The sequence below is a fragment of the Corynebacterium sp. NML98-0116 genome, assembly GCF_001767255.1.
Classification (GTDB): Bacteria; Actinomycetota; Actinomycetes; order Mycobacteriales; family Mycobacteriaceae; genus Corynebacterium; species Corynebacterium pseudogenitalium.
This window is the reverse complement of sequence record NZ_CP017639.1, coordinates 705,016-722,555: the sequence shown is the minus strand read 5'-3', so window position 1 is coordinate 722,555 and position 17,540 is coordinate 705,016. Positions and strand designations below refer to the sequence as shown.

Here is a 17,540-nt window from a genome sequence, read left to right as displayed (position 1 = left end):
TGTGGGGACCCTTCTGTGTGTGACAGTGCGGCGCACGCGCCCGGTGACTAGTCGGTTCCGCACCCGCTGACTAGGCGGGCACATCTTCGTGCGAGACGAGGTTCGTCTTCCCCAACGGCCTCTCGCATCACTTTGCATGACACGAGACACACCGGGCAACCCTCAACAACTGGTTGATCCCCCTGTTTACTGAAGCTCTACTTGAGGGTCAGGAGCTACCTGGCTGCTACCCCAGCGCTCTGACGGCGTCGAGCACCATGGCCCAGAACCGCTCGGCGTCGAGCTTCGTGGCCACGGAGGTGTGGCAATCGGCGGGCGCGGGGCTGCGGAAGTCCGCCACGGTGCGCCCAGTAGTGAGCAAGCCCTGCGTCTCGACGTCCACCGGTACCTTGACCGTCTCCACCACAGTTGGGTCGATGAGGTAGGCGACGCAGCACGGGTCGTGGACTGGCGGGTCGTCGAACCCCTGGGCGTCCTGGTAATTCTTCCGGAACGCACCGAAGAGCCCCACGACGAAGTCGCCGACGTTCGTGCCCAACGCAGCGAACTGCTCCTCGACCGCCTTCGTCGCCAGAGCCTGGTGCGTCAGATCAAGGCCGACCATGACGACGGGCCACTTCTCGTTGAAGACGATGTGGGCGGCTTCCGGGTCGACGATGATGTTGAACTCCGCGCTTGGCGTCCAGTTGCCGGTGCCGTAGGCCCCGCCCATCAGGACGACCTCCTTGACACGCTCGACGATGCGCGGCTCCAGCCGGGCTGCAAGCGCGATGTTAGTCAGCGGGCCGGTCGGCACCAGGGTAACGGTCCCGGCGGGCTCGCTCATGATCGTGTCGATGATGAACTGCACACCGTGCGTCTCCTGCACCGACAGCGCCGGCTCGGGAAGCTCGAAGCCGTGGATTTCCATGCCGGTGTCGCCGTGGATGCCCTCGGCGGTTTCTACCTCGCGCAGGATCGGCCGGGTCGCGCCCGCGTACAGCGGAACGTCCGTGAGCTTGGCCACGGTCAGCACCTGCGCCGCGTTACGCGTGACCTTCTCCAGCGTGTGGTTGCCACCAACGGTGGTCACGCCAAGGAGTTCAATGTTTGGGTTTCCAGCTGCGAGCAGGATGGCGACGGCGTCGTCGTGGCCTGGGTCGCAGTCGAGGATGATCTTGGTTGTCATTTACTGCACCTTCTTTCGTGCCGCGTCTTCTGCGGCGATCGTGTCCGGAAGCGATTCGGGGCGCGGGATGAGGAACGACGTACAGAACGCGCCGATGAGCAAGACGGCGCCAGCGATCATGCCGGCGCGGTAGCCGCCGTTCTGGTCGGCGAACGTGGCCACCACCGCAAAGATCACGGTGAAGGAGATCCCGGCACCCAGGTTGAATGCGCCCGCGTTCAGGCCCGGCAGGTAGCCCTGGTTCGTCTTCGGTGCCAGCACCACGTGCAGCGAACCGAGCATGATGTTCGCGATACCCGCGTAGGTCACACCAGCGGCAACCGACAGCGCCAACAGCAGGCCCTTCGTCGGGCTGGACACCACGAACGTGCCGAACACCACCGATAGGAACGCACCAGCGATACCGATCTGCAGCATGAGCTTGTAGCCCACCCGCCCGGCACAGAACCCGGCGATCGGGCCGAATACCAGGCCAGCCAGCGCGTACGGGGTCAGCGTCCACCAGGACACCACGCCCGCCGACATCCCCGGACCAAACGTTTCGTCCTGGGCGAGGTTCGGGACCAGGCCGTTCATCACGGCGAAGATGCCGGTCATGGTCAGGGTGGTCGTCGTCAAGAGTGCCCACGTGCGCCGCTCCTTGAGCAGGTGCGGGGCAACCAGCGGGTGCTCTGTGGAGGACTCGATGCGCCAGAACGCCACCAGCGCCACCGCGCCGACCGCGAGCAGAACAATGACCATGAACCAGTTCGCGGCTGCCAACGCACCGGCCTCGTTCAGCGCGGTCAGGATCGCGCCGACAGCCACGACCAGCGGGACCACGCCCTTCCAGTCCATGGCGTAGCCGGCGTCGGACTTCGTCTCGCTCACGCCAAAGTGCACGGCGAACACCGCCACGACCGCGAAGACGCCGATCACCCAGAACAGAGAGCGGAAGCCGAAGGCAGCTGTGAGCCAGCCGCCCATGATGGCGTCGATACCCGCGATGCCGCCGTTAATCGAGGTCAAGATGCCAATCAGCAGCGCGAACTGCTTCTCCTCGCGCACTTCCTGGCGCAGCATCACGGACGTCAGCGCGACCGTCGGCCCCGACACGCCCTGAATGACGCGCCCGATGAACAGCATGGTGACATTCGCCGCCAGCGCCGCAACCACCGAGCCAATCGCAGTGACCACCATCATGCCCACCAGCACTTTTCGACGCCCAATCAAATCTCCCCACCGCGGCATAAACAGGGAAAACAGGGCCGCAGCGGTAAAGAACGCGGTCTGCGTCAACCCGATCTGGGAAGTGGTGGCGTCGAGTTCGCGCTCCATCGTCGCCAGCGCGGGCGCCAGCATGGACGCGTTCAGCTGGAACGCGAAGACGGCGGTTAACAGGGCGAGCATGAGGGGCCAAACCTGGCCGGGCGGCAGGCGGTGGCCTGCTTCCGGGGGTAGCGTGTGTGTATCGTGCATGCCCCCGAGTCTAAAGCAGCGCGTTCCAGATGGCAGTGTTCGTTTCCTGCCACAAGGGCTTCGCCCACTCGCCGAACTGCTCGTCAGTGAGCGCAACCATGGCTTGGCCCTGCGCAACCCACAGATAGGTCCCCGCCATACCGAAATGCCCCACCGTGTCGGCCGGCATAGTGTCCCCCGTCCAATGGGGGGACTTCTCCCCCTTAATCTCAAATCCGAGACCCCACGGGCATGGTTTTTGCATCCCGTAGCCTGGCACCACCCCACGCAAGTCCCCGAACTGGTTGCGGAACGCTTCCGCGACGGTGTCCGGGTGCAGCAGCGTGGGCTGCAGCAGTTCCGCGGCGAACTTGCTCAAATCTGCGACGCTCGCGCGCGCCCCGTGGCCCGCGGAGCCTTCCAGCACCGCCGTCTCCATCCTGAGCGGCGCAAAGACCCCTTCGCGCAGGTACTCCGGAAACGCGATACCAGTGGTTTCCTCCACGAATTCCGCGAGAATCTCGTAGCCCGCCGAGGAGTAAATCCGCCGCTCCCCGACTGGCTTTTGTAGGCGCCTGCTATCAAACCCGACACCGCTGGCGTGCGCCAGCAGGTGACGCACCGTGGAGCCCTCCGGCCCGCACGCAGTGTCCAGCTCGAAGGCTCCCTCCTCCACCGCCAGCAGCACCCCGTACGCGGCGAGCAGCTTGGTCACGCTCGCCAGCTCAAACACACGGTGCTGGTCCCCGTAGGTTTCCCCATGCGTACCGACGAGCGCCGCCGCGCAGTGCTTCACCGGCCAGGATGCAAGGTGCTCTTCTAAAATCATGCCCACATGATAGCTACTCGCGCCCCCACTCGACGTGCACTTCGTAGTCCTGCATCGCGGTGCCCTGCTTGAGCGCCCCCGCGTGCGAGGTCATGAGCTCCTCCACTCGCGTGTGCGCGCGATCCAGCAACCCCTCCTTGACCGCACTGTCCGCTGCGCGTTTCTCCTCCTCCGCCAGGAAACCCGTGACGTCCTGAACTTTGACCTGGTTGATCGGGTTCATCGACTGCTTATACACCTGCACACTCGTCTCGTCGATTTCCGAGGAGGTCACGCTCACCTCCGGGACTCGCACCGTGATGGTCTGGGCGGCGTCGTCAATATTGACGCCGATCGCCTCGACGTCCGCGATACCCGCCTTGACAGTCCCGCTGTAGCTCAGCAAGAAGTTGCGCCCGGTCAGCGGCACCTTCACGCCTGCAAGCTCAAGGCCCTTATTGTCGTAGTTGCCCACGTTCGAGTACGCATACTCCTCAACCGAGAGCTCCCCCACCTGCCTAAACGACGCCCCTATCGACTCCTCACTGATCTCCTCCCGGCCAACCTGCAAGCCGTTCGGAACCACAAACTTCAACACCGCGAACGCAGTGATCAACGCAATCACCAGTGCGACTAGCACCAGTGCCCCTACTCGAAATCCTCGTTTTTCCACGCTGCAAGACTACAGCGACACGTTACCGCCCGATCTCATCGGGGGCACAGACCCGAATCTTGTCAACAAACTGCTGTGGCGCACCACGGCCTCGCAGCGCGTCACCGTTGTAGCACGCGGAGTTCAGCCCGCGCTTCGACGTCCCATCCGGCAGCAGCGCCACCCAACGGTCTCCCTTGCGCTCAAACGGCACAATCCAATCCGACTGCTTCTGCCCTGCCACGGCCCACTGGCCCTCGCAGTACAGCACAGTCGTCCCGGTCACACCTGGCCAGCCCGGCATCGCCGCATCAAAGGCCTGCGGAGAGCACTTATTTATCGACGCCCCTCCGAAGCCCAACGCCGCCAACCCCGGCACCGTCGACGACAACCCCGTCAGCCCAGCAACCACCTTCGGGTCCACGTTCGGGATCAGCCCCTGCGACACGGCAAACGCAGCGCCCGCACCCACAGCGGCCAGGACACCAAGCGTGATCCCCGCAATTGCAGCCGGGCTCAGTTCCTCGCCGTCAGAGCTGCCGGAGCTGCCATCCTCCGTTGTCGTCTGCTGCGCCCCTTGCGTATTCTCCCCCGCCGAGTTCTCCTCCGACCACGCGACAGGCGCCTGGACGGCCGTCACGGACACAGCCGAAGCAACAGTGAGTGCAAGCAGTGAGTGTTTCATAGCGCCCACCCTACATACCACCCACCTTCCATGTCCACGAAACATGCCCCCACCTGGCGATTTTTCAAATCCCAACATCCGGGTTAAAGTATTGCTCGTTGCTTTCAAGCACATATTCCTCCATAGCTCAGTTGGCAGAGCATTCGACTGTTAATCGAAGGGTCACTGGTTCGAGCCCAGTTGGAGGAGCAACTACAACCCGAGGCGTTGCCTCGGGTTTTTGCGTTTCAGACTAGCGGGTCGGCAGACGGAGGCTCCACTCTCGTCGACCTACTCCGGTTGACCAACGCAGGTCAGCGCAAAATCGACAGAATAGCCCCAAATGATCGAAATCGCGCTGGCCTGCGTTGGTCGACGCTATGAGGTCGACGGGAGCAACGGGCACCCTTTCATAAAAGTCACCGCGATAACCCTCTTACCCCGACCGATGTAACAGTTCGAGTGATATTATTACTAAAGTGTGAAAATATCACACGGAATGTTACATAAAGGAGTAACGATGCCCCATCCCCGCCAAGACAACGCCCTACTAGTGCGCCGTATCCACAAGCAGCTAACAAAGCAGCACGACGAGCTACGCGAAGCAGTCGGTGTCGCGCTGGACTACCGCCGAAATCTGCCCTACGTCGATTACCTCGATGAGTACCCAGGGTTAGACCGTGAAGCCATGCTCGTAGCACTGCATCGGCAGTTCCGCGAGAGCGGACTCGGAGGTCTTAAACTCTGCGAAGCATCAGGGTTTCCCACCCGCCTATGGTTTGAGAACGACGACGCCTTCCTGGTGGTGCGCCGCAAGAAAGGATTCCGCAACTCCCCCATAGAGACCCCGGACCAACCCTTAATCGAAAACAAACGCCGTATCGTATTGTTCTGGGAGTTCCCGAAGCCGGAGACGGACTCGATTACCAAGTTTTCGATACAACTCTTCGACGGCGAAGGCACCCTTGAAGAGGCAAGGAAACTATCGCAAGAATTCCAGCTACTTACTCCCAACGAGAAGATCACCGAAGACAAGTTTTACCCAACACGCGCCGACGAACAAGAGTTCAACTTCGGCACCTAGAAAGCACCAGCTACATGTCCACTGCAAGCACAAACCTCAAACACATCAGAATTCTGCTTGGCTACACGCAAGGAGCCTTCGCCGCAGAGCTCGGGGTTTCGCAATCAACGCTTAGTAGCGTCGAACGCCAACGACGCAACCTGTCGCCACGGCTCCTGACTACCGCGCAGTTTGTCACCAAGGTTCCCCGCGAGTTCTTTGAAGAACCCATCGACTACTACGACTCACCGGACCTCCTGTTCCGAACAGCACGACTAGGGCAACCCGAATCGGAGAAAATCGCCACCGCGTTCTCGATTACCGAGCACTACCTCAAACGCCGCTTCCCCGACCAAACCAGCAGCCTGCCAAAGCTAGACCTGCCTGATCAACCACTAGACCAGATCGTCATCGAAGAAGCAGCCGCCCGCACCCGCGAACACCTACAACTCGCACCCGATACCGCTATCGGCAACCTGACAGCAGCACTGCACCAATGCGGTGTGATCGTCACATCACTTCCCGACGACGTTGTCGACGGCACCAACTTCGACGGCGTTTCCACCCCCACAGCAGCACCTCTGCGCGTCATTGCCCTCAACCGGCAACGTAGCGGCGACCGATACAGGTTTAGCCTTGCCCACGAACTCGGCCACCTCATCCTGCACACCGCAACAACCCGGCGCGACCTCCCTGTAATTGAGACTGAAGCCAACCAATTTGCGGGGGCATTGCTGATGCCCCCGCAGCTTGTCGCTGACAACGTCACACCAGAGGCGACGTTGTCTGACTATGCGCACCTGAAATCGCAGTGGGGCTGTTCTATTCAAGCGATTGTGCGACGAACCCATGAGCTCGAGCTGATTGACTACAAGCGCTACCGGAGTTTGCGCATGCAAATCTCCGGGCGCGGCTGGCAAGTTCACGAGCCTGTCCACGTGCTGATGGAGAACACCTTCGTCGATCCGGTTGATCTCACAGAGTTGACTCGCCTTAGCGCTGAGGCGGCGCCCGTGGAGTCACAGATTGCGAGCGTGACGCAATTGCCAACCACGCACCGCAAATAAGGAGATACCGTTGACGTCTGATTTCATTGCGCTGCTGGACATGGCTAGCGAGCTCGGCGTGTAGGTCGATGTCGATGACGCTGTATGGCTCGCAGGTGACGCTGGTGGCTAGTTCCCCAACTACGACCTGATTCTGCTTGCGCCCGGTCTGCGCCCAATCGAACGGCGCTACGCACTTGCACACGAGTCGGGGCACGCTACCCACGGGCGCCACGCAGGGATGAGCGAGTCGCTCCATGCCCGCCGAGAACGACAAGCTGACCAATTCGTTGCACCCCTGCCTGTCTCCCCGCTAGAGGCCGAGCTATGTGAACGCCTCTATCGGCACAACCCGAACCTGCTCGCACAAAACTAGACGCCACAACCTACGTTGTCACCACCTGGCAAGACCTTGATAGCGACCACGCAATCAGACAAAGACAACAAGCATAACCGCGAAACCTGCCTACTTGATCGAAACTGTAATACTTCTCTGAAAGCCATGAATAAACGCATCTACCTCTACGCCGACGAAACCGGAAACCTTGACTACGACGGGACACCGAACCCACAAGGTGGCGGAGCATCAACCTACTTCGGCTTCGGAACCGCCACATTCCAGCACGACACACACGGAGACGACCTCCTACAGGGTCTCCACCTACGCGCTAGTCGCTCCAAAGAAGGAATTAAGCTCACCCGCGGATTCCACGCCGTCGACGACTCTGCTAGAACGCGAAACGAAATGTTCAGCCTCATCCAAAAGCAAGCGCCCCGCTTCGATACAACCTTCCTGTACAAGTCAAACGCATACCCGCACATCAAAGATGCTGGACCAATGGGTCTCTACAAGACAGCCTGGTACTTACACCTCAAAGAAATCGCCCTCCAAGTTTCCGAGCCTCAAGACGAGCTGTTCGTCATTGTGGCAGAGTTCGGTACCAAAGGAATCAGAGAAGCTGCGCGACAAGCAGTAGAAGAAGTGTGCAGTCAGATACAGCGAAATATCACGCTATGTGTGTGGACCGCGCCCTCAGCGTGGGGATTGCAAGTAGCTGATTACGGTCTTTGGGCTGTGCAGCGGCATTTAGAAGGTAAGAAATGCACATGGTTTGAGCCGTGCATTAAACCGACGCTTGCGAGTTTGTTCCTTCCATGGGGGCGCCCATAAAACATAGAGAAGCTGGCTATCTCACCTATCGGGGTAAGAAGTCCTCCCCTGGAGGACTTATCGCCAGCATTGCCCTGATCATAACCAATAATGTCCACCGATTCAAGAGTTTTATGTGATGGTTCATACACAAACCGCTTCGCCTTTTCCATCTGCATGAAATCACTCTCCGAGCTCCAGGTTGTTCGCACACCCCATCGCTGATAAGGATGGCTCGACCTCGTGCGGTGGACCAGAGCTTGGTGAAAACGAAGAACGACTAAAACGAGGTGAAGCCGCCATTGACTGGCTCAGGGGAAAGCTTGCAAGACAGCGAATTAGCGAAAAACATGTAAAGAGCTTTTACAAAAGCCCACAGGCTTCATACCTCCACGGCGACGAGTGAGGGATTGCAACCACCCTCTTGCAACATGCCATTTCAGGCTTTTCCAATGTTTATGACATGCTGTACACATGAGAAAAACAACTATCGCAGCAGCCCTCGCCTGCTCGCTCGCGCTCGGTGTCGCAGCACCAGCACACGCCGCTCCTGAAAGTCCTGTCCCGACAACCACCACAACCTCCAAGCCGGAGACCCCTTCAGAAGGGCTTTCCGACGGCGCCATCGCCGCCATCGCAGTCACAAGCATCCTCGCGGTACTGGGCATCGGCGCTGGTGCTACGTTCTGGGCGGTCCAGCAACGCATCATCCCGAATCCACTGCCAGGCATTATCCCTGGACCACCAGCAAAGAACCCTGCCCCGAAGCCAGCTCCTGCTCCAAAACCAGCACCGAAACCCGCACCGGCACCGAAGCCGGCCCCTGCCCCAAAGCCAGCCCCGGCTCCAGCTCCGAAGCAAGCACCCGCGCCGGCACGCAGTGGCAAGCTGCCTGCCAATGGCCACTACAAGTCCTGCGCAGAAGCTCGCCGCGCGGGTGTCACCCCCATCTACAGCCACGAGCCTGGCTACCGTTCGAAGCTCGACCGTGACGGCGACGGCGTCGCCTGCGAGTAGTCCGACCCGCAGCAGACGCAATTCTGTTCACAAAATCCCGACTCAGCTTTCGACGACACCTTCCACCCCACCGCATCCCATCACGCCCATCCCAACTAAGACCAGACCGTCCCCGCTATACTGCTTCAAATGTCCAGAAGTTCGCATCGTGTCACGCTCGCGGATATCGCGAAGCACCTCGGCGTCTCCACTGCCACGGTGAGCCTCGCACTCAACGGCAAACCCGGTTCGCGTATTCCGGAAGAGACAGTGCGGAAGGTCCGGGAGGCGGCCCGCGAGCTGGGCTACCGCCCAAACACCTTGGCGCGGGCGCTCAAGACTGGACGCACGCACACGATTGGTTTTCTCTCCGACGAGGTCACCACTACGCGTTTCGCCTCTCCAATGATTACGGGGATCGTGGATGAAGCCGAACGGCTTGGCCACGCGGTGATGATGGCGGAGACCGGCCACCGTTCGGATCGGTTTGCTCCGGCGTTGCATACGTTGGAGTCGCGGAACGTGGATGGCGTTGTGGTCGGGTTGATGGCGTCGCGTGAACTTGGACTGCCAAAGACGAACTTGCCGCTCGTGATTTGTAACGGCCAGGCTGGCGACCTTCCTGCGATTTTGCCCGACGACTATGCGGCGGGCAGGGACGCGATTGACTATTTGGTGGCGCGGGGGCACCGTTCGATTGCGTTGATCGGCAGGTTCCCAGAGGCCGCGACGCCTTCGTTCAGCATTAGCGAGCGCATGCGCGGTATCGACGCCGCCCTGGCCCACCACGGGATCCGTCTGCACGCGGAGGGCCACGCGTCGGTGTGGGAGCCGGCGTCGGGGTATGCGCGGATGTCGGAGATTCTTGATGACGACCCCACAAACTACCCCACCGCGGTCCTGGCGGCGAACGATCGTTTGGCGTTGGGCGTGTATCAGGCGATGCAGGACGCGGGGTTGGATGTGGCGTCGACAATTTCGGTGTTGTCCTTTGATGATGAGGATTTGGCGGCGTTGGTGCGGCCGGGTCTGACGACGTTCCGGCTGCCATATCAGGAGATGGGTGCGCGGGCGGCGCGCATGCTGGTTGGCCTTCTGTCCGGCGAACAGCCCGGTACCGAGAATCCCACCTTGCTCCCCCTGAAAGTGGTTGAGCGTGGGAGCGTTTCCCAAGCTCGCTAAATCGTTTTAGCACCTTCCCCACCTTTCGCACACCCCCGACATACTATGTGCTTAAAGGTTTAAGCAGGGTCGCTGCAAGGACCAAGAACGAGAAGCGCAGCACGCGCAACTGCACATATCCCTGCGAAGCCATTGTCGTGCCCGGCTACCCCCGGGCCTCACAGAAAGGACATTCGGCGATGGAGATGCTTCGATCGCAGTTTTCAAACCCCGCGTACCGCTTCGGTTCCGCCACGATTTTCCTGTTCTTCGCAGCGTGGGGAATCTGGTGGTCCTTCTACCAGATCTGGCTCACGTCTGAGGCTGGCGGTCTGCAGCTCAACGGCGCGCAGGTAGGTACCGTGTACGCCATCCAGGGCGCGATCACGATGGCGCTAATGCTGGTGTACGGCGTGCTTCAGGACAAGCTGGACCTGAAGCGCCCACTGACCATTTTCATCGGCGCGAGCGCAACCCTCATCGGGCCGTTCACGCAGTTCATTTACCACCCGTTGCTGCGCGACCACTTCATCGTCGGCGCAATCCTGGGCAGCGTGGTGCTCTCGGCCGGGTTCGTGGCTGGCGCCGGGCTGATGGAGGCGTTCGTGGAGAGGATGGCAAACCGCACCGGCTTTGAGTACGGCCAGGCCCGCATGTGGGGTTCGTTTGCCTACGCGATCGTCGCGTTGCTTGCGGGTATCTTCTTCACCATCAACCCGATGCTGAACTTCTGGATCGGTTCCGCGCTCGGCGCCCTGCTGCTGTGCACCCAGTTGTTCTGGCACCCGAAGGGCACGGCGCAGGAGGCCTCGATTGAGGAGGTCACGGCGAAGACCCCGCCGGTCTCTGAGATGCTCGGCCTGCTCAAGGACAGCCATGTGTGGAAGGTCATCGTGATTGTGTTGCTGTCCTGGACGTTCTACACCGTGTTTGACCAGCAGATGTTCCCAGATTTCTACACGTCTTTGTTTAGTTCTCCGGAGGTCGGCCAGCGTGCGTACGGCACGTTGAACTCGGTGCAGGTCTTCCTCGAAGCGATCATGATGGGCCTCATCCCGCTGTTGATGCGCAAGGTGGGCGCCCGTAATACGTTGCTGCTGGGGATCGGTGTGATGTTTGTCCGTATCTTCCTGTGCGCGGCGTTCGGAGGCCCGGTGTTGATCAGTATTGCGAAGATGCTGCACGCGTTTGAGGTTCCGCTGTGCATCCTGGCTATCTTCAAGTACTTCGCTATCCACTTCAACAAGGCACTCTCCGCAACGCTCTACCTGGTGGCATTCCAGCTTTCTTCGCAGCTCGGCAACGTGATCCTGTCGACCCCGCTGGGCTCGCTCCGTGACCAGATTGGTTACCAGTCAACGTTCTTCGTCATCTCGGGCGTTGTCTTCGTCGCAGGTGTGATCGCGGTCTTCGCGCTCAAGCGCGACGACGAAGCCGTGGTCAACCCCGAAGAAATCCCAACCCGCTAGCCCGCAACGTTTTTAGAAAGGTTTCATCATGCAACCCCTCCGCCACACCAACGACCGCTGGTACCCCTCCTTCCACGTCGCAGCCCCTGGCGGCTGGATCAATGACCCGAATGGCCTCTGCTTTTTCGACGGCCGGTTCCACGCTTTCTTCCAACATCACCCGTACAGCCCTGCGTGGGGCCCGATGCACTGGGGCCACGCCTCCTCTGCGGACCTGCTCGAGTGGCGCGAAGAGCCTATCGCGCTAGCTCCGGGCGAGCCCGGGTCCGATGACGCCGACGGCATCTGGTCCGGTTCCACTGTCATCCATGATGGCACGCTGTATGCGTTCTATACGGGCAACCGCTGGGTCAACGGCGTCGATGATAAGGACGGCAAGTTCCAGACCCAGATGCTGGCCACCTCTACCGACGGTATCTACCTTGAGAAGCACGGCGCCGTCGTCCCGCCCGTCAACGCGGACGCGCGCGACCCGAAAGTGTTCTCCCACGATGGCCGCTGGTACATGACCATCGGCGCAGAGGTGGACGGTCGCGGCCACGTGCTGCTGTACACTTCCGAGGACCTTTACAACTGGTCCGAGGCCGGCTCCCTCTTTGTCGACCCAGACCCGAACGTCTTCATGGTCGAGTGTCCTGATTTCTTCTTCCTCGACGGCAAGTGGGTGCTCATCTACGGCCCGATGGTGCGCACGCCGATCCGCTCCGGGTACAGCCTGCGCAATGGCCACAACGTCGGCTACGTTGTGGGCTCGTGGGAGCCCGGCGCGCAGTTCGTGCCCGAAACCGACTTCCGGCTTCTCGACTGGGGCCACCACTTCTACGCCACCCAGTCCTTCGCCGCCCCCAACAACCGCCGCCTGGCGTTCGGCTGGATGGGCGAGTTCGCTCACCCGCTCGCCTCACGCGAGGACGGCTGGTCCGGCCAGCTCAGCCTCCCCCGGGAGCTCTCGCTTAGCGACGCCCTCACGCTCCACTGCGCGCCCGCCCCCGAAATCGCCGAGCTTTTCGGCCCCGCTGAGACGCACGACGCCACCCTCCAAGCAGGCGAAACAACCACCCTTGCCCCGCTCGAGGAGGCATGGCTGCGCGTCACCCCCGACCTGGAGCAGCTCGTCCCGCTGCAGACAAACACCTGCGAGCAGGTGGTCCTCCACCTCATTCGTGACGACGCCCGCTGCGCCCACATCGTGTTCGACACCCTTGCCGAGCGCATCCATTTGGTGCTCGCGCGAGGCAACGGTGCCGGCAGCGGCTACCGATCCATGCCGTGGGTCCCGGGCGATGCCCTGGACATCTACCTGGACCGTGGCTCCATCGAGCTGTTCACCGCGGACGCCACGGAGACGCTCTCCTCCCTCGACTTCCTCGGTGAGGGGCCACGCACCGTGGAGATCGAGTCCGTGGCCGGCCCTGTCGGTGTCAACGTAGAAGTGCGCCCGCTGAAGCGGGGTTAGTCCCGCCTACAGCAGACGCAATTCTGTTCACAAAATCCCGAGTCAGCTTTCAGCGACTACTCCAACCCCGAAAACCCCGAACCACAGCGCTACTTCGCTACAAAGTAGCGCTGCTTGTTCACAAACTCGTCCATCCCGAGCGGGCCGAGCTCACGGCCGAAGCCGGAATTCTTCACACCACCGAACGGCAGCCCCGCACCGCGGGCCTGTGGAATGTTGACGTGGATCATGCCGGTGACAACCTGGTTGGCGACCTTCTTAGCGCGCTCCTCATCGATGGAGAACACCGCGCCGCCGAGTCCGTAGCGGGAGTTGTTGGCCAGCTCCACGGCTTCCTCGTCGGAGGACACCTTGTAGATTTCCACGACGGGCCCAAAGAACTCCTCGTAGTAGGAGTCGGAGCCAACCGGGATGTCGGTGATGACAGCCGGGGTGAAGTAAGCACCTTCCCCGGTGAGTTCGCCTCCGCAGTGGAGGGTGGCGCCGGCGTCGACGGCTGCGGCGACTTGGTCGCGAAGCGTTTCGGCGGCCTCCCGGGAGGACAGTGGGTAGTAGCAGCCTCGCTCTGGCGTAAGCGGATCACCCTGGCGAAGTGCAGACACGGCGTCCACCATCTTGGAAACGAACTCGTCGTAGATGTCGTCCATGACGATGATGCGCTTGTTGGAGGTGCATGCTTGGCCGACGTTGCTCATGCGCTTCTTCATGGCGGTGCGCACTTCGCGATCAATGTCGTCGGTGTCAAGGACGATGTAGGCGTCGGTACCGCCGAGTTCCAGCAGGGCCTTCTTCAGGTTGGCGCCAGCCGCCTTCGCAACGGCCTTGCCTGCGCCCTCGGAACCGGTGAGCGATACGCCTTGCACGCGTGGGTCCGCGAGCAGGTCCTCGATCTGGCCGTGGCTGATGCGACGGTAGTTGAATACGCCTTCGGGCACGCCGGCGTCGTCGAAGATCTGCTGGATCGCCTCGGCGGAGCGTGGGCAGATTGACGCGTGCTTGAGAATGATGGTGTTGCCCGCCATCAGCGTCGGTGCCGCAAAGCGCGCGACTTGGTAGTACGGGAAGTTCCACGGCATCACGCCGACGATCACGCCAAGTGGCACTTTGCGGATCACGATGTCCCCACCGTCGTGTGGCAGCGGTTCGTCTGCGCCGAATTCGGCGCCGTGGTCTGCGTAGTAGTTGCAGATTTCCACGCATTCGCTGACTTCCCCGTCGCCTTGGTCGATGGCCTTACCCATCTCTTCGGCGATGATTTTCACGAGGGTGTCGCGGCGCTCGTCGAAAAGCTGGGCGACTTTGCGCAGGTACGCGGCGCGTTTCTCGTAGCTGAGGGCACTCCATGTCTTGTACGCAGCGTCGGCGCGCTGGAGGGTGTCCTGCAGCTCTTGGTCGGTGGTCTGCTCATACGTTGCGACGATCTCATTCGTCGCCGGATTTTGTACTCGATATGTCGTAGCCATGGCCCCACGCTACAGCCTCTTCCCCCTTTTCGACGCCCATTCACCCACCTTTACGCTAGTTCCCAGATACGCAAGCTGCGGATTTCCCTTGCCTTGTAACATGCGCTAGAGTGTCTTTCGCACCTAGTGCGTATTCCTCCATAGCTCAGTTGGCAGAGCATTCGACTGTTAATCGAAGGGTCACTGGTTCGAGCCCAGTTGGAGGAGCAAAGCGAAAGGCCCGAGGTTTCCGCATCCTCGGGCCTTTCGCTTGCCCTGGTAGTATTCACCTATATAGTTCACGGCATACTTGAGGAGGGCTCATGGCAACTTCGATCGATGTCGCCCAGTATATCTACAACAAAATGGGCTGGATGGACGCATGGAAGCTAGCCAAGCTCACTTACTACGTGCAGGCATGGAGTCTAGGCTGGTTTGGAAAACCGCTGTTCGCGGAAGAATTTCAGGCCTGGGCAGACGGTCCAGTTGAGCCAAAGCTTCATGCCGAGAACCGGTATTGCCGACGTGGGATTACAGACACGCAACTTCCGTCGGCGGACGTGTCAAGGCTCACTGCACAAGACATCGAAACCATCGATGCAGTGCTGGATTTTTACGGTGGCTTCACAAAAGAAGAGCTTATTAATCGCACGCATTCAGAAATGCCATGGCTTAAGGCCCGGGCCGGTCTTGCGGCTGGTGAGCGGAGCCGCAATCCTGTATCTCAGTCCTCTATGCGTAGGTTCTATGCCGATCAGGAGCTCAAGAAGGTCGATGGTCCTTGCCGCCCCAGAATGCTGGTTCACGGTAATCATGACCAAACTCGTGCACAGTTCCGCGGAGCAGTAGAACGATGGGAAACTGCACTTACGATTCTGGCTACTCGATGAACCAGTACTGTTTGGATGTAGCAGCAGTAATCGATTTGAATCGATCGCTAATTCGCCAGCACTTCAATGTCATTGACCAGTCCAAGTTGGAAGGTGCCCTTGCCGCACCGCTTCGAACTTGGGCTGGTCAGTATTTGTACCAATCGCCGGTTGAACGAGCTGCGATTCTCCTAGAGCAGTTGACAAACGCGCATGCCTTCTTAGACGGCAACAAACGCACTGCCTGGATTTGCGGAGCCGTATACCTCGAGCAGTGTGGATTCGTCCTGGAAGACGTGGCGGATGAAGAAATCGTGGAGTTTATGATCGAAGTGGCAGAAAACACCCTAGGAACAGAAGCCATTGCAGATTGGCTGATAGATCACCTGGCCTAGCCTCTGCCCACCCCCTGAAATACCTACGCATCCCCATGTCGTGAAATCGAGAGGTCAACCATGAGTTACACCACCCAGCCGCAATCGCAACGGTCTTCTTCGAAAACCAAAACAGTGTTCGCTTGGATCGCGATAGCGGTCGGCATCATCCTGTTGTTTTCAGGCGAAATTGGTGGCATCCTGCTCGCGGCAGCATTCATTGTGCCGGGTGCCTGGTGGATGTGGTGCGAGGCCCAAGATAAAAAGCACTACAACGAGACTCAAGAAGCCGCCGCGAATCACGAGCAGTTGCGCAAGCTACTCGATCCCCAGCGCGATTCGTTGGTCCTCAACAGCATGGGCGCTGCGCCGCAGTTCACCCCAGTAAACCGCAGGTGGCCTATTGTTTGGCTGACAGCACTGGTGCTGTTTATTGCCGGTGGTAGCCTCATTCCCGAATCTGGATCCACCACAAACACGGAGCCCACTCGGGCCAGCATGGACCCGACGACAACCACGTCTGCCACGAGTGAACCCACCTCAGCAGCAACCACTACAACACACACGTCGACGACCAGCTCTACTCACAACGGCTCTTCCCCGAGCAGTGTTACAACCGAGGAGACCACGGCAAGCATCGCCAAATTCGCCGACATCCCAGCCGAAGAACCTGCACAGGCTCCTGCACCCGAGCCCGTAATTGAACAACCAGTGCCAGCTGCGCCTGCCCCAGCGCCAGCCCGTGTTTACTACGCCAACTGCTCCGAAGCACGAGCAGCCGGAGCAGCACCTATTTACGAGGGACAACCCGGCTACAGCAGGAAGCTCGATCGCGACGGCGACGGAATCGCTTGCGAATAGTGGGCAAAGCCCGCTGACCAGCAGCCGCTTCCGACAATCATCCGCAGCTGCTCACGAAGGAATTTGACATGCAATTCGACTACTGGACGGTTCGAGCAGTCCCCCAGCCGATGGGAATCACCACCATCGGTGTGGGCGTAGTCGTGCTTGACCCTCGCACGGGAGAATCGCAATTCAAGTTCAAGGATGCCCACCGAACGCTCACTGATTCTGATAATCGAGACGCGATCAAACATGCGCTGCAAAATTTTAAGAACGAACTAGAGCAGCTTTCCGCTCCAACAGAACCTCTTTATCTTGGGGATCGCTATTCACTTCGTGGCTACTTAACTTTTGTCAGTAGCCATTGGATGAACATAATCCGGGTTGACCAGGTCAAAAGCATGGATGCAGCAAACATTTCCGAGGCAACCCAATTGCTTTTTGACACTTTGATTGGCGGCCAAGCGCAAAGCGATGTCAAGCCGGGAGTACGCCAGTTGAAGAGGGAAATCCGCACTGTGTACCGCTCATTCCCGGAACTCGGGAAAGCCACAGTACCGGATGCCGATGTCTCCGTTGCCAGGCGCGAGCTCGACCTCAACCTCGCCGTCGTGCGAGACGACACTGTCTTGGAACTGAATCAGGCATTTAATTTCCAAGTAGATAACCCTGCTAAAACACGGTCCCACATCGATGCGTGGACGCTGAAGATCGATAAGCTGCGCCAGGAAGGAGGCAAGCTTAAGTACAACGACTCCTCACTTGAGATTGGCAAGGACCACCTTTCGGTCACTGCGGTCGCCCTGGACCCGGTTACAACTGCCCAGCGAAAGAATTACGCACTGTTCAGGGACTTTTGCCACGATCTCAACGTAATGCTCATTAGTAGCAGCCGAGTGGGAGAGCATGCCGAGAGTCTCAATCGCCAACTCAGTTCGTGAC

17 protein-coding genes and 2 tRNA genes are annotated in these 17,540 nt (G+C 60.0%); 13 read left to right on the top strand and 6 right to left on the bottom strand.

Going from position 1 to position 17,540, the window contains the following annotated elements; all coding sequences use genetic code 11:
- Positions 1 to 226: 226 nt before the first annotated feature.
- The 5 genes from BJP05_RS03135 to BJP05_RS03115 are packed head-to-tail and all read right to left on the bottom strand — an operon-like array spanning position 227 to position 4,750.
- The gene (locus tag BJP05_RS03135; protein ID WP_070362144.1) at positions 227 to 1,168 is read right to left on the bottom strand and encodes a nucleoside hydrolase; all 942 of its coding nucleotides are present in this window, start codon (positions 1,166 to 1,168) and stop codon (positions 227 to 229) included.
- The gene (locus BJP05_RS03130) at positions 1,169 to 2,626 is read right to left on the bottom strand and encodes an MFS transporter (RefSeq protein WP_070362143.1); all 1,458 of its coding nucleotides are present in this window, start codon (positions 2,624 to 2,626) and stop codon (positions 1,169 to 1,171) included.
- Between the two features lie 10 nt (positions 2,627 to 2,636).
- The gene (locus BJP05_RS03125; RefSeq protein WP_070362142.1) at positions 2,637 to 3,434 is read right to left on the bottom strand and encodes a serine hydrolase; all 798 of its coding nucleotides are present in this window, start codon (positions 3,432 to 3,434) and stop codon (positions 2,637 to 2,639) included.
- Between the two features lie 13 nt (positions 3,435 to 3,447).
- Positions 3,448 to 4,053, bottom strand: coding sequence for a DUF4230 domain-containing protein (locus BJP05_RS03120; protein WP_168156174.1), 606 nt, complete (start codon positions 4,051 to 4,053; stop codon positions 3,448 to 3,450).
- Between the two features lie 55 nt (positions 4,054 to 4,108).
- Positions 4,109 to 4,750: a hypothetical protein gene (locus BJP05_RS03115; RefSeq protein ID WP_070362140.1), complete on the bottom strand. Its 642-nt coding sequence runs from the start codon at positions 4,748 to 4,750 to the stop codon at positions 4,109 to 4,111.
- A gap of 116 nt (positions 4,751 to 4,866) precedes the next feature.
- Here BJP05_RS03115 and BJP05_RS03110 point away from each other — a divergent pair.
- The 8 genes from BJP05_RS03110 (at position 4,867) to BJP05_RS03075 (ending at position 13,070) form a co-directional block, all read left to right on the top strand.
- Positions 4,867 to 4,939 (top strand) — tRNA-Asn (locus BJP05_RS03110).
- 310 nt (positions 4,940 to 5,249) lie between these two features.
- Positions 5,250 to 5,813 (top strand): hypothetical protein, encoded by a 564-nt coding sequence (locus BJP05_RS03105; protein WP_070362139.1) that lies wholly within the window; start codon positions 5,250 to 5,252, stop codon positions 5,811 to 5,813.
- Positions 5,814 to 5,827: 14 nt separating this feature from the next.
- Positions 5,828 to 6,859 carry an XRE family transcriptional regulator gene (locus tag BJP05_RS03100; RefSeq protein ID WP_070362138.1) on the top strand — a complete coding sequence of 344 codons (1,032 nt, stop codon included), beginning with the start codon at positions 5,828 to 5,830 and terminating at the stop codon, positions 6,857 to 6,859.
- Positions 6,860 to 7,340: 481 nt separating this feature from the next.
- The gene (locus BJP05_RS03095) at positions 7,341 to 8,009 is read left to right on the top strand and encodes a DUF3800 domain-containing protein (RefSeq protein ID WP_070362137.1); all 669 of its coding nucleotides are present in this window, start codon (positions 7,341 to 7,343) and stop codon (positions 8,007 to 8,009) included.
- 453 nt (positions 8,010 to 8,462) lie between these two features.
- Positions 8,463 to 9,005, top strand: coding sequence for an excalibur calcium-binding domain-containing protein (locus tag BJP05_RS03090; protein WP_070362136.1), 543 nt, complete (start codon positions 8,463 to 8,465; stop codon positions 9,003 to 9,005).
- Between the two features lie 129 nt (positions 9,006 to 9,134).
- On the top strand, positions 9,135 to 10,166 hold the full coding sequence (locus tag BJP05_RS03085; protein WP_070362135.1) for a LacI family DNA-binding transcriptional regulator: 1,032 nt from the start codon (positions 9,135 to 9,137) through the stop codon (positions 10,164 to 10,166).
- A gap of 179 nt (positions 10,167 to 10,345) precedes the next feature.
- Entirely contained in the window at positions 10,346 to 11,614 is a 1,269-nt protein-coding gene (locus BJP05_RS03080) for an oligosaccharide MFS transporter (protein ID WP_070362134.1), read from the top strand.
- Positions 11,615 to 11,642: 28 nt separating this feature from the next.
- Positions 11,643 to 13,070, top strand: coding sequence for a glycoside hydrolase family 32 protein (locus BJP05_RS03075; RefSeq protein WP_070362133.1), 1,428 nt, complete (start codon positions 11,643 to 11,645; stop codon positions 13,068 to 13,070).
- An 89-nt stretch (positions 13,071 to 13,159) separates the two neighbouring features.
- Here BJP05_RS03075 and BJP05_RS03070 read toward each other — a convergent pair whose 3' ends face one another.
- Positions 13,160 to 14,533, bottom strand: coding sequence for an NAD-dependent succinate-semialdehyde dehydrogenase (locus BJP05_RS03070; RefSeq protein WP_070362132.1), 1,374 nt, complete (start codon positions 14,531 to 14,533; stop codon positions 13,160 to 13,162).
- Positions 14,534 to 14,667: 134 nt separating this feature from the next.
- Here BJP05_RS03070 and BJP05_RS03065 point away from each other — a divergent pair.
- From BJP05_RS03065 to BJP05_RS03045, 5 genes are all read left to right on the top strand, one after another.
- A tRNA-Asn gene (locus BJP05_RS03065) sits at positions 14,668 to 14,740 on the top strand.
- A 95-nt stretch (positions 14,741 to 14,835) separates the two neighbouring features.
- The gene (locus BJP05_RS03060) at positions 14,836 to 15,402 is read left to right on the top strand and encodes a Panacea domain-containing protein (protein WP_070362131.1); all 567 of its coding nucleotides are present in this window, start codon (positions 14,836 to 14,838) and stop codon (positions 15,400 to 15,402) included.
- Between the two features lie 11 nt (positions 15,403 to 15,413).
- Positions 15,414 to 15,776 carry a type II toxin-antitoxin system death-on-curing family toxin gene (locus BJP05_RS03055; protein ID WP_168156173.1) on the top strand — a complete coding sequence of 121 codons (363 nt, stop codon included), beginning with the start codon at positions 15,414 to 15,416 and terminating at the stop codon, positions 15,774 to 15,776.
- Between the two features lie 60 nt (positions 15,777 to 15,836).
- Positions 15,837 to 16,616 (top strand): excalibur calcium-binding domain-containing protein, encoded by a 780-nt coding sequence (locus tag BJP05_RS03050; RefSeq protein WP_084028558.1) that lies wholly within the window; start codon positions 15,837 to 15,839, stop codon positions 16,614 to 16,616.
- Positions 16,617 to 16,684: 68 nt separating this feature from the next.
- Positions 16,685 to 17,539 (top strand): DUF3037 domain-containing protein, encoded by an 855-nt coding sequence (locus BJP05_RS03045; protein WP_070362128.1) that lies wholly within the window; start codon positions 16,685 to 16,687, stop codon positions 17,537 to 17,539.
- The last annotated feature ends 1 nt before the right edge of the window (position 17,540 follow it).